The organism is Pseudomonas fjordensis (assembly GCF_976987115.1).
The window spans coordinates 6391130-6405121 of record NZ_OZ336860.1; the positions used below are offsets into that span (position 1 = coordinate 6391130).

Sequence of the window (13992 nt, forward strand, 5' to 3'; positions counted from 1 at the left end):
TTTTTGTAGGAGCGAGCTTGCTCGCGAAGAACTCACAGGCACCGCGCACTTCCAGGTTTTCACGCGTTATCGTTGACGTTTTTCGCGAGCAAGCTCGCTCCTACACACTTAACAAGGAGCCACCATGAGCTTGCCGAACCCTGCCGAACTGATCAGCCAGATGGCGATACGCCTCAAGGCGCACCTGGAACACCGTGCCATCAGCGAACCGCGTTTTATCGGCATACGCACCGGTGGCGTGTGGGTGGCCCAGGCGCTACTCAAAGAACTGGGCAGTGATTCGCCCCTGGGCACCCTGGACGTGTCCTTCTACCGCGACGACTTCAGCCAGAACGGCCTGCATCCGCAGGTGCGCCCTTCGGCCCTGCCCTTCGAGATCGAAGGCCAGCACCTGGTATTGATCGACGACGTGCTGATGAGCGGCCGCACCATCCGCGCCGCCCTGAACGAGCTGTTCGACTATGGCCGCCCGGCCAGCGTGACCCTGGTGTGCCTGCTGGACCTGGATGCCGGCGAGCTGCCGATCAGCCCGGACGTCGTAGGCGCAACCCTGTCGCTTGCCCCCCAGCAGCGGGTAAAATTGTCCGGTCCCACGCCGCTCGAACTCGAACTGCAAGACCTTGCCCTTTAAACCGCCTTGTACAGAGTCCCCGCGATGACGCCTCTAGATGCCAAGCGCCCGCTGCAGCTCAATGCTCAGGGCCAGTTGCAACACTTCTTGTCCCTCGACGGTTTGCCCCGCGAACTGCTCACCGAAATCCTCGACACCGCCGACTCGTTCCTGGAAGTCGGTGGCCGGGCGGTGAAGAAAGTCCCGCTGTTGCGCGGTAAAACCATCTGCAACGTGTTCTTCGAGAACTCCACCCGCACCCGCACCACCTTTGAACTGGCGGCCCAGCGGCTGTCGGCCGATGTGATCACGCTGAACGTGTCCACCTCGTCGGCGAGCAAAGGCGAAACCCTGCTCGACACCCTGCGCAACTTGGAAGCCATGGCGGCCGACATGTTCGTGGTACGCCACGGCGACTCCGGCGCTGCGCACTTCATTGCTGAGCATGTGTGCCCGAACGTGGCGATCATCAATGGCGGCGACGGCCGTCACGCGCACCCGACCCAGGGCATGCTCGACATGCTCACCATTCGTCGGCACAAAGGCAGCTTTGAAAACCTCTCGGTGGCCATCGTCGGCGACATCCTGCATTCGCGGGTAGCACGTTCGAACATGCTGGCCCTCAAGGCCCTGGGTTGCCCGGATATTCGCGTGATCGCGCCCAAAACCTTGCTGCCCATCGGTATCGAACAGTATGGCGTGAAGGTCTACACCGACATGGCCGAGGGCCTCAAGGATGTGGACGTGGTGATCATGCTGCGCCTGCAACGCGAGCGTATGGCCGGGGGCTTGTTGCCCAGCGAAGGTGAGTTCTACCGACTGTTCGGCCTGACCACCGCACGCCTGGCCAAGGCCAAGCCGGATGCCATCGTGATGCACCCGGGGCCGATCAACCGTGGCGTGGAAATCGAGTCGGCGGTGGCCGACGGCCCGCAATCGGTGATTCTCAACCAAGTGACCTACGGCATCGCGGTGCGCATGGCTGTGCTGTCCATGGCCATGAGCGGGCAAACCGCGCAACGTCAATTCGAGCAGGAGCAGGCCCAGTGAAGCTCAGCATTCTCGGCGCCCGAGTCATCGACCCGGCCAGTGGCCTGGACCAAGTTACCGATCTTCACCTGGACGCCGGCAAGATCGTCGCCATCGGCGCCGCCCCCGCAGGCTTCAACGCCGGCCAAAGCATCGATGCCAAGGGCCTGGTGGCCGCGCCTGGGCTGGTGGACCTGAACGTCGCCCTGCGCGAGCCGGGCTACAGCCGCAAAGGCAGCATCGCCAGCGAAACCCAAGCCGCCGCCGCCGGTGGCGTGACCAGCCTGTGTTGCCCGCCCAACACCAAGCCGGTGCTGGACACTTCCGCTGTGACCGAGCTGATCCTCGACCGCGCCCGCGAAGCCGGCAATTGCAAAGTGTTTCCCATTGGCGCCTTGAGCAAGGGCCTGGACGGCGAACAACTTGCCGAACTGATCGCCCTGCGTGACGCCGGTTGCGTGGCCTTCGGCAATGGCCTGGAAAGCTTTCGCAGCACGCGCACCTTGTGCCGCGCCCTGGAATACGCGGCCACCTTCGACTTGACGGTGATCTTCCATTCCCAGGACCGCGACCTGGCCGAAGGTGGCCTGGCCCATGAAGGCGCAGTGGCCAGCTTCCTCGGCCTGCCGGGCATTCCGGAAACCGCAGAAACCGTGGCTCTCGCCCGCGACCTGTTGCTGGTGGAACAAAGCGGCGTGCGTGCGCATTTCAGCCAGTTGACCAGCGCCCGGGGCGTGGCCCTGATCGCCCAGGCCCAGGCCCGTGGCTTGCGGGTAACGGCCGATGTCGCCCTGTACCAACTGATCCTGACGGATGAGGCGCTGATCGACTTCTCTAGCCTGTACCACGTACAGCCCCCGCTGCGCACCAAGGCAGACCGTGACGGTTTGCGTGCGGCGGTGAAGTCGGGTGTGGTGTCGGCGATTTCCAGCCATCACCAACCTCACGAGCGAGACGCCAAGCTGGCACCGTTTGGCGCGACCGAGCCGGGCATCAGCAGTGTGGAGCTGTTGCTGCCGTTGGCGATGACGCTGGTGGAAGACGGCTTGCTGGACCTGCCGACACTGCTGGCACGCCTGAGCGCTGGCCCGGCAGAGGCCCTGCGCTTGCCGGCGGGTCAGTTGGCGGTGGGCTCACCGGCGGACCTGGTGCTGTTCGACCTGGCAAGCTCGACGGTGGCTGGTGAGCGCTGGTTGTCCAAGGGCGAAAACTGCCCGTTCATCGGCCACAGCCTGCCGGCGACGGTGCGGTATACCTTGATGGATGGGCGGATCAGCTACCAGGCTTGACGCGCAAGCTCGTTCCCACGCTCTGCGTGGGAACGCATCCTGTGACGCTCTGCGTCAGCACTCCAAAGGTGGACGCGGAGCATCCTGGGCTGCATTCCCACGCGGAGCGTGGGAACGATCAGTGCTCAGCGGCCGCTGTTGCGCTCGGCATTGCGGATCGAGATCTGCGTGTTCAACGTCCAGAAGTCATACAGCACCCCGACCAGGAACAAACCGCCGGTCAGCAGGTAGATCAGGCCGGTGATCCATTTGCCCTGATACATGCGGTGCACACCAAACACCCCCAGGAACGCCAACAGAATCCAGGCCACGTTGTATTCAATCGGCCCAGCGGTAAACCGCAGGTCGGCTTCACGGTCCATGGCCGGGATCAGGAACAAGTCGATCAGCCAGCCAATGCCGAACAAGCCGAAAGTGAAAAACCAGATCGTACCGGTCACGGGCTTGCCGTAATAAAAGCGATGAGCCCCGGTAAAACCGAAAATCCACAGCAGGTAACCAATCGCCTTACTGTGGGTATCGTGCTGCTGACCAACCTGTTGATAGGTGTTCATGAAGGACCTCTTTTGCGTCGATAGATAAATTTTTTCATTTTCTTTGTGACTTTTTTACGGGCGCCCGACGTACGGCAAATGGTATCTTCCTGCCCTCAAAGCCTTGTGCCACCTGCCTTGTGTAGGACAATTGCGGCGAATCGTCGCGTTTTTCCTGAGTTTGACCCCAAGGTTCAGTCGACAAACGGCCTGAGAACAGCACAAAAAGCTGTTATAAAGTTGCGCGCAAACCCATAAGAGCCACGCCTAATGCGACCATTTTTCAAGACATGGCTAACCATTTGCCTATTAATGCCACTGGCCGCCCACGCCACCAATCGTGAGCAACGACTTCCGAACGTTAACGGTTTCACCCCTAAAGTCCATAGCACGCCCAGCACTGCCAAATCGGCAAAGCCAACCGTCAGCCACCCGACTCAACTGAGCAAGGCCAACGGCAAAGCGCTTTCCACCCAACTGGCCGTGAACACCAAGCAAAGCAGCAACGTCTTGAGCCGTGCCGTCAACGTGCTCGGTACACCTTATCGTTGGGGCGGCAGCAGCCCAAGTAAAGGGTTCGACTGCAGCGGCCTGGTGAAATACGCATTTAACGATGTAAAAGCAGTGGACCTGCCCCGCACCTCCAACGCCATGGCGGCCGGCCATGGGTTGAAGGTCGACCGCAAGGACCTGAAACCTGGCGACCTGTTGTTCTTCAAGCTCAAGAGCCGCCAGGTCAACCACGTTGCCATCTACCTGGGCAACGACCGCTTTATCCACGCACCGCGCCGTGGCAAGTCGGTGAGCATCGACACGCTGAAAAAGCCGTTCTGGAACAAGAACTACGTAATTGCCAAGCGGGTACTGCCTAAAGAGCAGAACAGCAACCTGCGGATCGTGCAGCGCTGAGTTAACACTGCAATGCAGTAGAAAATGTGGGAGCGGGCTTGCTCGCGAATGCGGTAGATCAGTCAGCCTATTCGTTGCCTGACACACCGTATTCGCGAGCAAGCCCGCTCCCACATTTGTTTCCGGGCCTGCCTGCCGATCTAGATGTCCCCAGGCACCCTCGCCTTCTCCCGCGCCTCTTCCCGGCTAATCACTCCCGCGCCGACCAACGCCTTCAAACTCATATCCAGGGTCTTCATCCCCAACGCCCCACCCGTCTGAATAGCCGAAACCATCTGCGCCACCTTGTCTTCGCGAATCAAGTTACGAATCGCCGGGGTGCCCAGCATGATTTCATGGGCGGCCACGCGCCCGCCGCCCACCTTCTTCACCAGCACCTGAGACACCACCGCCTGCAGCGACTCCGACAGCATCGAGCGGACCATCGCCTTCTCCCCGGCCGGGAAGACGTCCACCAGCCTGTCTACTGTCTTTACCGCCGACGAGGTGTGCAAGGTGCCAAACACCAGGTGCCCGGTCTCTGCCGCCGTCAGCGCCAGGCGGATGGTTTCCAGGTCGCGCAGTTCACCCACCAGGATCACATCCGGGTCTTCGCGCAGGGCTGAACGCAGGGCCACCGAGAAACTGTGGGTGTCGCGATGCACCTGGCGCTGGTTGACCAAGGCCATTTTCGGCCTGTGGATAAACTCGATGGGGTCTTCCAGCGTGAGGATATGCTGGCGTCGATGCCGGTTGAGGTCGTCGATCATCGCCGCCAGGGTCGTGGATTTGCCGGAGCCGGTAGGCCCGGTCACCAGCACTAGGCCGCGCGGGAGTCGGGCGATTCGCTGGAACACCTCGCTCAATCCCAGGTCCTCCAGGCTCTGTACCTCAGCCGGGATAGCCCGAAACACCGCACCCACGCCGCGATCCTGGCGGAACACGTTCGCCCGGAACCGGGCGACGCCTGGCAATTCGAAGGAAAAATCCGTTTCAAGAGATGTTTCGAAATCCTTTTGTTGATGTTTATTCAGCAAAGGGCTCAATAAGTCGACCACCTGGGTAGCGTTCAGCGCCGGCCCATCCAGGGGCCAAACCTCGCCATCAATGCGCAGCATCGGTGCCAGGCCGGCTGACAGATGCAGGTCTGAGGCGCCTCGGCTTACGCTGGCCGCCAGCAATTGCGTGATATCCATAGGGCTTTCCATTTCCAGTAGAATGCCGCGGACTCCATATCCACGGGCGCATCTTGAATGTCGACGATAGCAGACAACATCGGCCTGGTTAGCCAGCGCATCCGCGCCGCAGCCGACGCCGTGCAACGTGACGCAAGCAGCATCCACCTGCTGGCCGTGAGCAAGACCAAACCCGCGCAGGCAGTGCGTGAAGCCTACGCCGCCGGGCTGCGCGACTTTGGTGAAAACTACCTGCAGGAAGCCCTGGGCAAACAGGCGGAATTAACCGACCTGCCCTTGAGTTGGCACTTCATCGGCCCCATTCAATCGAACAAGACTCGCGCCATCGCCGAGCACTTCGCTTGGGTGCATTCCGTGGACCGCCTGAAAATCGCACAACGCCTGTCCGAACAACGCCCGGCCGACCTGCCGCCGCTTAATATCTGCATCCAGGTCAATGTCAGTGGCGAAGCCAGCAAGTCCGGCTGCACACCCGCCGACCTGCCGGCCCTGGCCACTGCGATCAGCGCCCTGCCGCGCTTGAAGCTGCGGGGCTTGATGGCGATTCCCGAGCCGACTGAAGATCGGGCCGAACAGGATGCGGCGTTCGCCACGGTGCGCGACTTGCAAGCCAGCTTGAACCTGGCGCTGGACACACTTTCCATGGGCATGAGCCACGACCTTGAGTCGGCCATTGCCCAAGGCGCCACCTGGGTGCGGATCGGTACCGCCCTGTTTGGCGCCCGCGACTACGGCCAGCCGTGAAATGGCTGACATCCCTCGAAATAAGGACCTGTCATGAGCAACACGCGTATTGCCTTTATCGGCGCCGGTAACATGGCGGCCAGCCTGATCGGTGGCCTGCGGGCCAAGGGCCTGGACGCCGAGCAGATCCGCGCCAGCGACCCGGGCGCCGAGACCCGCGAGCGCGTCAGCGCCGAACACGGCATAAAAACCTTCGCCGATAACGCCGAGGCCATCCACGGCGTCGATGTAATCGTGCTGGCGGTCAAGCCCCAGGCCATGAAGGCCGTGTGCGAGAGCCTGCGCCCGAGCCTGCAACCCCATCAACTGGTGGTGTCGATTGCCGCTGGCATCACCTGCGCCAGCATGACCAACTGGCTCGGCGCCCAGCCCATTGTGCGCTGCATGCCCAACACCCCGGCGCTGCTGCGCCAGGGCGTCAGCGGTTTGTATGCCACTGGCGAAGTGACCGCACAGCAACGTGACCAGGCCCAGGAACTGCTGTCTGCGGTGGGCATCGCCGTGTGGCTGGAGCAGGAACAGCAACTGGATGCGGTCACCGCCGTCTCCGGCAGCGGCCCGGCCTACTTCTTCCTGTTGATCGAGGCCATGACGGCCGCCGGCGTCAAGCTGGGCCTGCCCCACGACGTGGCCGAGCAACTGGCCGAACAAACCGCCCTGGGCGCCGCGAAAATGGCGGTCGGCAGCGAGGTGGATGCCGCCGAACTGCGCCGTCGCGTCACCTCGCCGGGCGGTACCACACAAGCGGCTATCGAGTCGTTCCAGGCCGGGGGCTTTGAAGCCCTGGTGGAAACAGCACTGGGTGCCGCCGCACATCGTTCAGCCGAGATTGCTGAGCAACTGGGCAAATAGTCGTCCCTTACCAAGGTAATCAAACATGCTCGGAATCAATGACGCTGCCATTTTCATCATCCAGACCCTGGGCAGCCTGTACCTGCTGATCGTGCTGATGCGCTTTATCCTGCAACTGGTGCGTGCAAACTTCTACAACCCGCTGTGCCAGTTCGTGGTGAAGGCCACCCAACCGCTGCTCAAGCCGCTGCGCCGGGTGATCCCGAGCCTGTTCGGCCTGGACATGTCGTCGCTGGTGCTGGCGCTGTTGCTGCAGATTTTGCTGTTCGTGGTGATCCTGATGCTCAATGGCTACCAGGCCTTCACCGTGCTGCTGTTGCCATGGGGCCTGATCGGGATTTTCTCGCTGTTCCTGAAGATCATTTTCTGGTCGATGATCATCAGCGTGATTCTCTCCTGGGTCGCACCCGGCAGCCGTAGCCCGGGTGCCGAGTTGGTGGCTCAAATCACCGAACCCGTGCTGGCACCCTTCCGTCGCCTGATCCCGAACCTGGGTGGCCTGGATATCTCGCCGATCTTCGCGTTTATCGTGATTCAGCTGCTGCAAAGCTGGGTGATTCCACGCCTGGCCTACTTTGCCTACATGCCAAAAGAGTTGTTTGGCCTGATCTGACCGCCATACCCTTATGGCGGGCTGGCTTGTGCTGATCGTTCCCACGCTCTGCGTGGGAATGCAGCCCGTGACGCTCCGCGTCACCAGGGCAGGACGCAGAGCGTCCCAAGAGGCATTCCCACGCGGAGCGTGGGAACGATCACGCTTACCCCCGACCTTTGCTTGCCGCTAGGGTCCCCGCTCTTTAGACTTACGCCTCATTTAAACGAGAGCAGGGTCGATGCCAGCTGCCTTCCCCCCCGATTCTGTTGGACTGGTCGTGCCACAAGTGGCGCATTTCAGCGAACCCCTGGCCCTGGCCTGCGGCCGTTCGTTGCCAGCCTACGACCTGATCTACGAAACCTATGGCCAACTGAACGCCACGGCGAGCAACGCCGTGCTGATCTGCCATGCCTTGTCCGGCCATCATCACGCCGCCGGTTTCCATAGCGTTGACGACCGCAAGCCCGGCTGGTGGGACAGTTGCATCGGCCCCGGCAAGCCCATCGACACCAACAAGTTCTTTGTGGTCAGCCTGAACAACCTCGGCGGCTGCAACGGCTCCACCGGCCCCAGCAGCCTCAACCCGGAAACCGGCAAACCATTCGGCGCCGACTTCCCGGTGCTGACGGTAGAGGACTGGGTGCACAGCCAGGCACGCCTGGCCGACCTGCTGGGCATCAGCCAGTGGGCCGCCGTGATTGGCGGCAGCCTGGGCGGCATGCAGGCCCTGCAATGGACCATCACTTACCCGGACCGCGTGCGTCATTGCCTGGCTATCGCCTCGGCGCCCAAGTTGTCGGCGCAGAACATCGCCTTCAACGAAGTGGCGCGCCAGGCAATCCTCACCGACCCCGAGTTCCACGGCGGTTCGTTCCAGGAAGCGGGCGTGATCCCCAAGCGTGGCTTGATGCTGGCGCGGATGGTCGGCCACATTACCTACCTGTCCGACGATTCCATGGGTGAGAAATTCGGCCGTGGCCTCAAGAGCGAGAAGCTCAACTACGACTTCCACAGCGTCGAGTTCCAGGTGGAAAGCTACCTGCGTTATCAGGGCGAGGAATTCTCGGGGCGCTTTGACGCCAACACCTACCTGCTGATGACCAAGGCCCTGGACTACTTCGATCCGGCCGCCAACCACGATGACGACCTGGCAAAAACCTTCGAGCACGCCACGGCCAAGTTCTGCGTGATGTCGTTCACCACCGACTGGCGCTTTTCGCCGGCACGCTCCCGTGAGCTGGTGGATGCCCTGATGGCCGCCAAGAAAGACGTCTGCTACTTGGAGATCGATGCACCGCAAGGCCACGACGCCTTCCTGATTCCGATCCCACGCTACCTGCAGGCGTTCAGTAACTACATGAACCGCATTACTTTGTGAGAACGCCATGAGAGCCGACCTGGAAATCATCCAAGACTGGATCCCCGCCGGCAGCCGCGTGCTCGACCTGGGCTGCGGCGACGGCGAACTGCTGAGCTGGCTGCGCGATCACAAGCAAGTCACCGGCTACGGCCTGGAAAACGACCCGGACAACATCGCCCAGTGCGTGGCCAAGGGCATCAACGTGATCGAGCAGGACCTGGACAAGGGCCTGGGCAACTTTGCCAGCAACAGCTTCGATATCGTGGTGATGACCCAGGCCCTGCAAGCGGTGCACTACCCGGACCGCATCCTCGACGAAATGCTGCGCGTGGGCCGCCAGTGCATCATCACTTTCCCCAACTTTGGCCACTGGCGCTGCCGCTGGTACCTGGCCACCAAGGGGCGCATGCCGGTCTCCGACTTCCTGCCGTACACCTGGTACAACACGCCGAACATCCACTTTTGCACCTTCGAAGACTTCGAAGCCCTGTGTGGCGAGCGTGAAGCCAAGGTGATCAACCGCCTTGCCGTCGATCAACAGCACCGCCACGGCTGGGCGAGTAAGCTATGGCCCAACCTGTTGGGCGAAATTGGTATCTACCGGGTCAGCAGTCCTGGCCTGACCGACCACAAAGTTGCCGTCTAATCATCTTCAAGAGGGACGTTCATGAGTCGTTTGGCTATTTTTCTATTGACCGCATGCCTGGGCGCCAGCGCCATGGCCGCCGACACTATCGACGCTAATCGCAAAAAAGACTTTGGCGATATCACCGTTCATTACAACACCTTCACCTCAAGCTTCCTGCCACCCGAGACCGCCCAGAAAGTCGGCGTGGTGCGCAGCAAGGAGAAGGGGTTGATCAACGTGACCGTGATCAAGGGCGTAAGCCCAGTGGCCGCGCAAGTCACCGGTACCATCAAGGACCTGGGTGGCAAGAGCGAGATCCTGACGTTCAAGCAGATCGAAGAGAAAGGCGGCATCAGCTACCTCGCGCCTTACACCGTGACGCAACGGGAATACAAGACCTTCACCATCAATGTTGAAACCGGCGGCAAGGCCCACGGCTTCCAATTCAACCAAGAACTGTTCCCGGCCCAATGATGAACCTTACCCAACTCGTACTCGCCAGCCACAACGCCGGCAAACTCAAAGAACTGCAGGCCATGCTCGGTGAGTCAGTGCACCTGCGTTCGATCGGTGAGTTCAGCCAGGTCGAACCGGAAGAGACCGGCCTGTCGTTCGTCGAGAATGCCATCCTCAAGGCCCGCAATGCCGCACGTATCTCTGGCCTGCCAGCCCTGGCGGATGATTCGGGCCTGGCCGTGGACTTTCTCGGCGGCGCCCCTGGCATCTACTCCGCCCGTTACGCCGACGGCAAGGGCGACGCAGCCAACAACGCCAAGCTGCTCGACGCCCTCAAGGACGTGCCGCAGGCTGAGCGTGGTGCGCAGTTCGTCTGCGTGCTGGCCCTGGTGCGACATGCCGATGACCCGTTGCCGATCCTGTGCGAAGGCTTGTGGCACGGGCGCATTCTGCAAGCCGCCAGCGGTGAGCATGGGTTTGGCTATGACCCGCTGTTCTGGGTGCCGGAGCGCAATGTCTCCAGCGCCGAACTGAGCCCGGCCGACAAGAACCAGATCAGCCACCGCGCCCGCGCCATGGCATTACTGCGCCAGCGCCTGGGTTTGAAATGACCCAGAACACCTCTGCGCAGCCGCTGATCCACGGTGGCGCGCAAACACCCCGGGCGGCCCTGCCCCATCTGCCGCCCCTGGCGCTGTACATCCACATTCCGTGGTGCGTGCGCAAATGCCCGTATTGCGACTTCAACTCCCACACCGCCAGTAAAGTGCTGCCGGAACAAGAGTATGTGGACGCCTTGCTGGCCGACCTCGACCAAGACCTGCACGCCGTGTATGGCAGGGAGCTGAGCTCGATCTTCTTTGGCGGCGGCACGCCCAGCCTGTTCAGCGCTGCTGCACTGGGCCGCCTGCTCAAGGGCGTTGAAGCGCGTATCCCGTTTGCCGACGATATCGAGATCACCCTGGAAGCCAACCCAGGGACGTTCGAACAAGAAAAGTTCGTGGCGTACCGCAAGCTGGGGATCAATCGCCTGTCCATCGGCATCCAGAGCTTCCAGCAAGAGAAGCTTGAAGCCCTGGGCCGCATCCACAATGGCGATGAAGCCGTGCGCGCCGCCGGCATGGCGCGCCAGGCCGGGTTCGACAACTTCAACCTGGACTTGATGCACGGCTTGCCCAACCAGTCCCTGGACGACGCCCTAGGTGACCTGCGCCAGGCCATTGCACTCAAGCCCACGCACCTGTCCTGGTACCAACTGACCCTGGAACCCAACACCGTGTTCTGGAACCAGCCACCCGCGCTGCCGGAAGACGACACGCTGTGGGATATCCAGGAAGCCGGCCAGGCACTGCTCGCCGAACACGGTTACGCACAATATGAAGTCTCGGCCTACGCCCAACCGGGGCGGCCGGCGCGGCATAACCTCAATTACTGGAGCTTTGGCGACTTTATCGGCATCGGCGCCGGCGCCCACGGCAAGCTCAGCCACCCGGACGGGCGCATCGTGCGCACCTGGAAAACCCGTGCACCGAAGGACTACCTCAACCCGGCCAAAAGCTTCCAGGCCGGCGCGAAAGAACTGACCAACGATGAACTGCCGTTCGAGTTCCTGATGAACGCGCTGCGCCTCACCGAAGGGGTTGATGCCAAGCTCTACGCCGAGCGCACCGGCCTTGATCTGGCCAGCCTCGACGAAGGCCGCCGCGAGGCAGAACAAAGTGGATTAATGCAGGTCGAACCGTCACGCCTGGCGGCCACCGACCGTGGGCAACTCTTTCTCAATGACCTGTTGCAGAAGTTTTTGAGCTGATAGCTCTTAAGGAAATCGAATGGATCTGGTACTCGACCTGCTCGCCACCGTATCCCGCTGGAGCCGTAGCAACCTGTCGGAAATCTCGTTGGCCCTTGTGGGCTGTTTGCTGGTGCTGTTCGGCGCCGACATCAAGGGCTGGGTCGAAGCGCGCCTGGGCAGCATCGCCGGCGCCTTGCGCGTACCCTTGATGGCCCTGCTGTGCCTGATCGGCAGCGGCGCGGCGTTGATCTACGCCACGCCGTGGATTGTGCGGGGGTTGAGCCAGTTCAATAACTACAGCCTTGCACCGGTGTTGATCGTGGTGCTGGTGTTGATTGGGGTAGTGGCAGACCGCCGCTGACCCCAACCCCATCCCCTGTAGGAGCGAGCTTGCTCGCGAAGAACCCATAGGCGACGCAGGCTATCTGATAGCGCTGCGTTATCGTTGACGTTTTTCGCGAGCAAGCTCGCTCCTACAGTTTATTGCTTCTCAAACTTCAAATCCCACACCCCATGCCCCAATCGCTCGCCACGGCGTTCGAACTTGGTGATCGGCCGCTCGGCCGGGCGTGGCACGCATTTGCCGTCTTCGGCCAGGTTGCGGTAGCCAGGGGCAACGTTCATCACTTCCAGCATGTATTCCGCATACGGTTCCCAGTCGGTGGCCATGTGCAGGATGCCGCCCACTTTCAGCTTGCTGCGCACCAGCTCCGCGAAGGAGGCCTGGACGATGCGGCGCTTGTGGTGACGGGCCTTGTGCCATGGGTCGGGGAAGAACAGCATCAGGCGGTCGAGGCTGTTGTCAGCGATGCAGCGGTTGAGCACTTCAATCGCGTCGCAGTCGTAGACCCGCAGGTTTTTCAGGCCCTGGGTCAGTACGCCGTTGAGCAGTGCGCCGACGCCTGGGCGGTGGACTTCCACACCGATGAAATCCTGCTCCGGGGCGGCCGCAGCCATTTCCAGCAGGGAATGGCCCATGCCGAAACCGATTTCCAGGGAGCGCGGGGCCGAACGGCCAAACACTTGGTCGTAATCCACCGGCGCATCGGCCAGGGGCAACACGAACAGCGGCGTGCCCTGCTCCAGGCCCTTTTGCTGGCCTTCGGTCATGCGACCGGCGCGCATCACAAAACTCTTGATGCGGCGGTGCTTGGACTCGTCGCCCTCTTCCACGGTGTTCGGCGTTTCGTTTGATTCAGTCATCAATAGCTCTTACTTGATCAGACCATCCAGCGGCGAAGAGGCGCTGGCATAGAGTTTTTTCGGCATGCGCCCGGCGAGGTAGGCCAGGCGGCCCGCGACGATGGCGTGGTTCATGGCTTGGGCCATCATGATTGGTTGCTGGGCATGGGCAATGGCCGAGTTCATCAGTACGGCGTCGCAGCCCAGTTCCATGGCGATGGTCGCGTCGGAGGCTGTGCCCACGCCCGCATCCACCAGTACCGGAATCTTGGCTTCTTCGAGGATGATCTGCAGGTTGTACGGATTGCAGATCCCCAGGCCGGAACCGATCAGACCGGCCAACGGCATCACCGCAATGCAGCCGATTTCTGCCAGTTGGCGCGCGATGATCGGGTCATCACTGGTGTAGACCATCACATCGAAGCCTTCCTTGACCAGGGTCTCGGCGGCCTTGAGGGTTTCGATCACGTTGGGGAACAGGGTTTTCTGGTCGGCCAGCACTTCCAGCTTCACCAGGTTGTGGCCGTCGAGCAGCTCACGGGCCAGGCGGCAGGTGCGCACGGCTTCGATGGCGTCGTAGCAGCCAGCGGTGTTGGGCAGGAAGGTGTAGCGCTGCGGCGACAGCACTTCGAGCAGGTTCGGCTCGCCCTCGATCTGGCCGAGGTTGGTGCGGCGCACGGCGAAGGTGACGATCTCGGCACCCGAGGCTTCGATGGCCAGGCGGGTTTCTTCCATGTCGCGGTACTTGCCGGTGCCGACCAGCAGACGGGACTGGTAGGTACGACCGGCCAGGACGAAAGGCTTGTCGCTACGAACGATGCTCATGGGAAATCCTCTG

17 protein-coding genes are annotated in these 13992 nt (G+C 61.7%); 13 read left to right on the top strand and 4 right to left on the bottom strand.

Annotation, left to right across the window (positions count from 1 at the left end; all coding sequences use genetic code 11):
- Positions 1–124: 124 nt before the first annotated feature.
- From pyrR to ACWHXD_RS29360, 3 genes are read left to right on the top strand one after another with little or no spacing between them, the layout of a single operon-like run.
- A complete protein-coding gene (pyrR, locus tag ACWHXD_RS29350) occupies positions 125–631 on the top strand; it encodes a bifunctional pyr operon transcriptional regulator/uracil phosphoribosyltransferase PyrR (RefSeq protein ID WP_032894723.1) in 507 nt (168 codons plus the stop codon).
- 24 nt (positions 632–655) lie between these two features.
- Positions 656–1660, top strand: a complete 1005-nt coding sequence (locus ACWHXD_RS29355; protein WP_014720325.1) for an aspartate carbamoyltransferase catalytic subunit — start codon at positions 656–658, stop codon at positions 1658–1660.
- Complete coding sequence (locus ACWHXD_RS29360; protein ID WP_078467479.1) at positions 1657–2928, top strand: dihydroorotase; 1272 nt, start codon at positions 1657–1659, stop codon at positions 2926–2928. The genes ACWHXD_RS29355 and ACWHXD_RS29360 overlap by 4 nt, the downstream gene beginning before the upstream one ends.
- Before the next feature lie 125 nt (positions 2929–3053).
- Here ACWHXD_RS29360 and ACWHXD_RS29365 read toward each other — a convergent pair whose 3' ends face one another.
- On the bottom strand, positions 3054–3482 hold the full coding sequence (locus tag ACWHXD_RS29365; protein WP_032894720.1) for an NINE protein: 429 nt from the start codon (positions 3480–3482) through the stop codon (positions 3054–3056).
- Positions 3483–3731: 249 nt separating this feature from the next.
- On the opposite strand from ACWHXD_RS29365, the gene ACWHXD_RS29370 reads away from it, so the two are divergent.
- Positions 3732–4370, top strand: coding sequence for a C40 family peptidase (locus tag ACWHXD_RS29370; RefSeq protein ID WP_138762069.1), 639 nt, complete (start codon positions 3732–3734; stop codon positions 4368–4370).
- Positions 4371–4510: 140 nt separating this feature from the next.
- Here ACWHXD_RS29370 and ACWHXD_RS29375 read toward each other — a convergent pair whose 3' ends face one another.
- Positions 4511–5545, bottom strand: a complete 1035-nt coding sequence (locus tag ACWHXD_RS29375; RefSeq protein WP_138762068.1) for a type IV pilus twitching motility protein PilT — start codon at positions 5543–5545, stop codon at positions 4511–4513.
- 57 nt (positions 5546–5602) lie between these two features.
- Here ACWHXD_RS29375 and ACWHXD_RS29380 point away from each other — a divergent pair, with 57 nt between their 5' ends.
- The 9 genes from ACWHXD_RS29380 to ACWHXD_RS29420 all read left to right on the top strand — a co-directional run bounded on the left by ACWHXD_RS29380 (position 5603) and on the right by ACWHXD_RS29420 (position 12333).
- Complete coding sequence (locus ACWHXD_RS29380; RefSeq protein ID WP_032894716.1) at positions 5603–6289, top strand: YggS family pyridoxal phosphate-dependent enzyme; 687 nt, start codon at positions 5603–5605, stop codon at positions 6287–6289.
- Between the two features lie 33 nt (positions 6290–6322).
- Entirely contained in the window at positions 6323–7141 is an 819-nt protein-coding gene (proC, locus tag ACWHXD_RS29385) for a pyrroline-5-carboxylate reductase (protein ID WP_138762067.1), read from the top strand.
- Positions 7142–7166: 25 nt separating this feature from the next.
- Complete coding sequence (locus tag ACWHXD_RS29390) at positions 7167–7754, top strand: YggT family protein (RefSeq protein ID WP_003195087.1); 588 nt, start codon at positions 7167–7169, stop codon at positions 7752–7754.
- A 220-nt stretch (positions 7755–7974) separates the two neighbouring features.
- Positions 7975–9114 carry a homoserine O-succinyltransferase MetX gene (gene metX / locus ACWHXD_RS29395; protein ID WP_032894712.1) on the top strand — a complete coding sequence of 380 codons (1140 nt, stop codon included), beginning with the start codon at positions 7975–7977 and terminating at the stop codon, positions 9112–9114.
- A gap of 7 nt (positions 9115–9121) precedes the next feature.
- The gene (gene metW / locus ACWHXD_RS29400) at positions 9122–9742 is read left to right on the top strand and encodes a methionine biosynthesis protein MetW (protein WP_003195091.1); all 621 of its coding nucleotides are present in this window, start codon (positions 9122–9124) and stop codon (positions 9740–9742) included.
- Between the two features lie 21 nt (positions 9743–9763).
- Positions 9764–10198, top strand: a complete 435-nt coding sequence (locus tag ACWHXD_RS29405; protein ID WP_032894709.1) for a DUF4426 domain-containing protein — start codon at positions 9764–9766, stop codon at positions 10196–10198.
- Entirely contained in the window at positions 10195–10791 is a 597-nt protein-coding gene (gene rdgB, locus ACWHXD_RS29410) for an RdgB/HAM1 family non-canonical purine NTP pyrophosphatase (protein ID WP_138762066.1), read from the top strand. The genes ACWHXD_RS29405 and rdgB overlap by 4 nt, the downstream gene beginning before the upstream one ends.
- On the top strand, positions 10788–11990 hold the full coding sequence (gene hemW / locus ACWHXD_RS29415) for a radical SAM family heme chaperone HemW (protein ID WP_138762065.1): 1203 nt from the start codon (positions 10788–10790) through the stop codon (positions 11988–11990). Before rdgB ends, hemW begins: the two co-directional genes overlap by 4 nt.
- Positions 11991–12009: 19 nt before the next feature.
- Positions 12010–12333 carry a DUF3392 domain-containing protein gene (locus tag ACWHXD_RS29420; protein WP_003195099.1) on the top strand — a complete coding sequence of 108 codons (324 nt, stop codon included), beginning with the start codon at positions 12010–12012 and terminating at the stop codon, positions 12331–12333.
- A gap of 119 nt (positions 12334–12452) precedes the next feature.
- Here the strand turns inward: ACWHXD_RS29420 and trmB are convergent, their stop codons facing one another.
- Together trmB and ACWHXD_RS29430 are read right to left on the bottom strand one after the other, a co-directional pair.
- On the bottom strand, positions 12453–13175 hold the full coding sequence (gene trmB / locus ACWHXD_RS29425) for a tRNA (guanosine(46)-N7)-methyltransferase TrmB (protein ID WP_032894706.1): 723 nt from the start codon (positions 13173–13175) through the stop codon (positions 12453–12455).
- A gap of 9 nt (positions 13176–13184) precedes the next feature.
- A complete protein-coding gene (locus ACWHXD_RS29430; RefSeq protein WP_003195103.1) occupies positions 13185–13979 on the bottom strand; it encodes a thiazole synthase in 795 nt (264 codons plus the stop codon).
- Between the last annotated feature and the right edge of the window lie 13 nt (positions 13980–13992).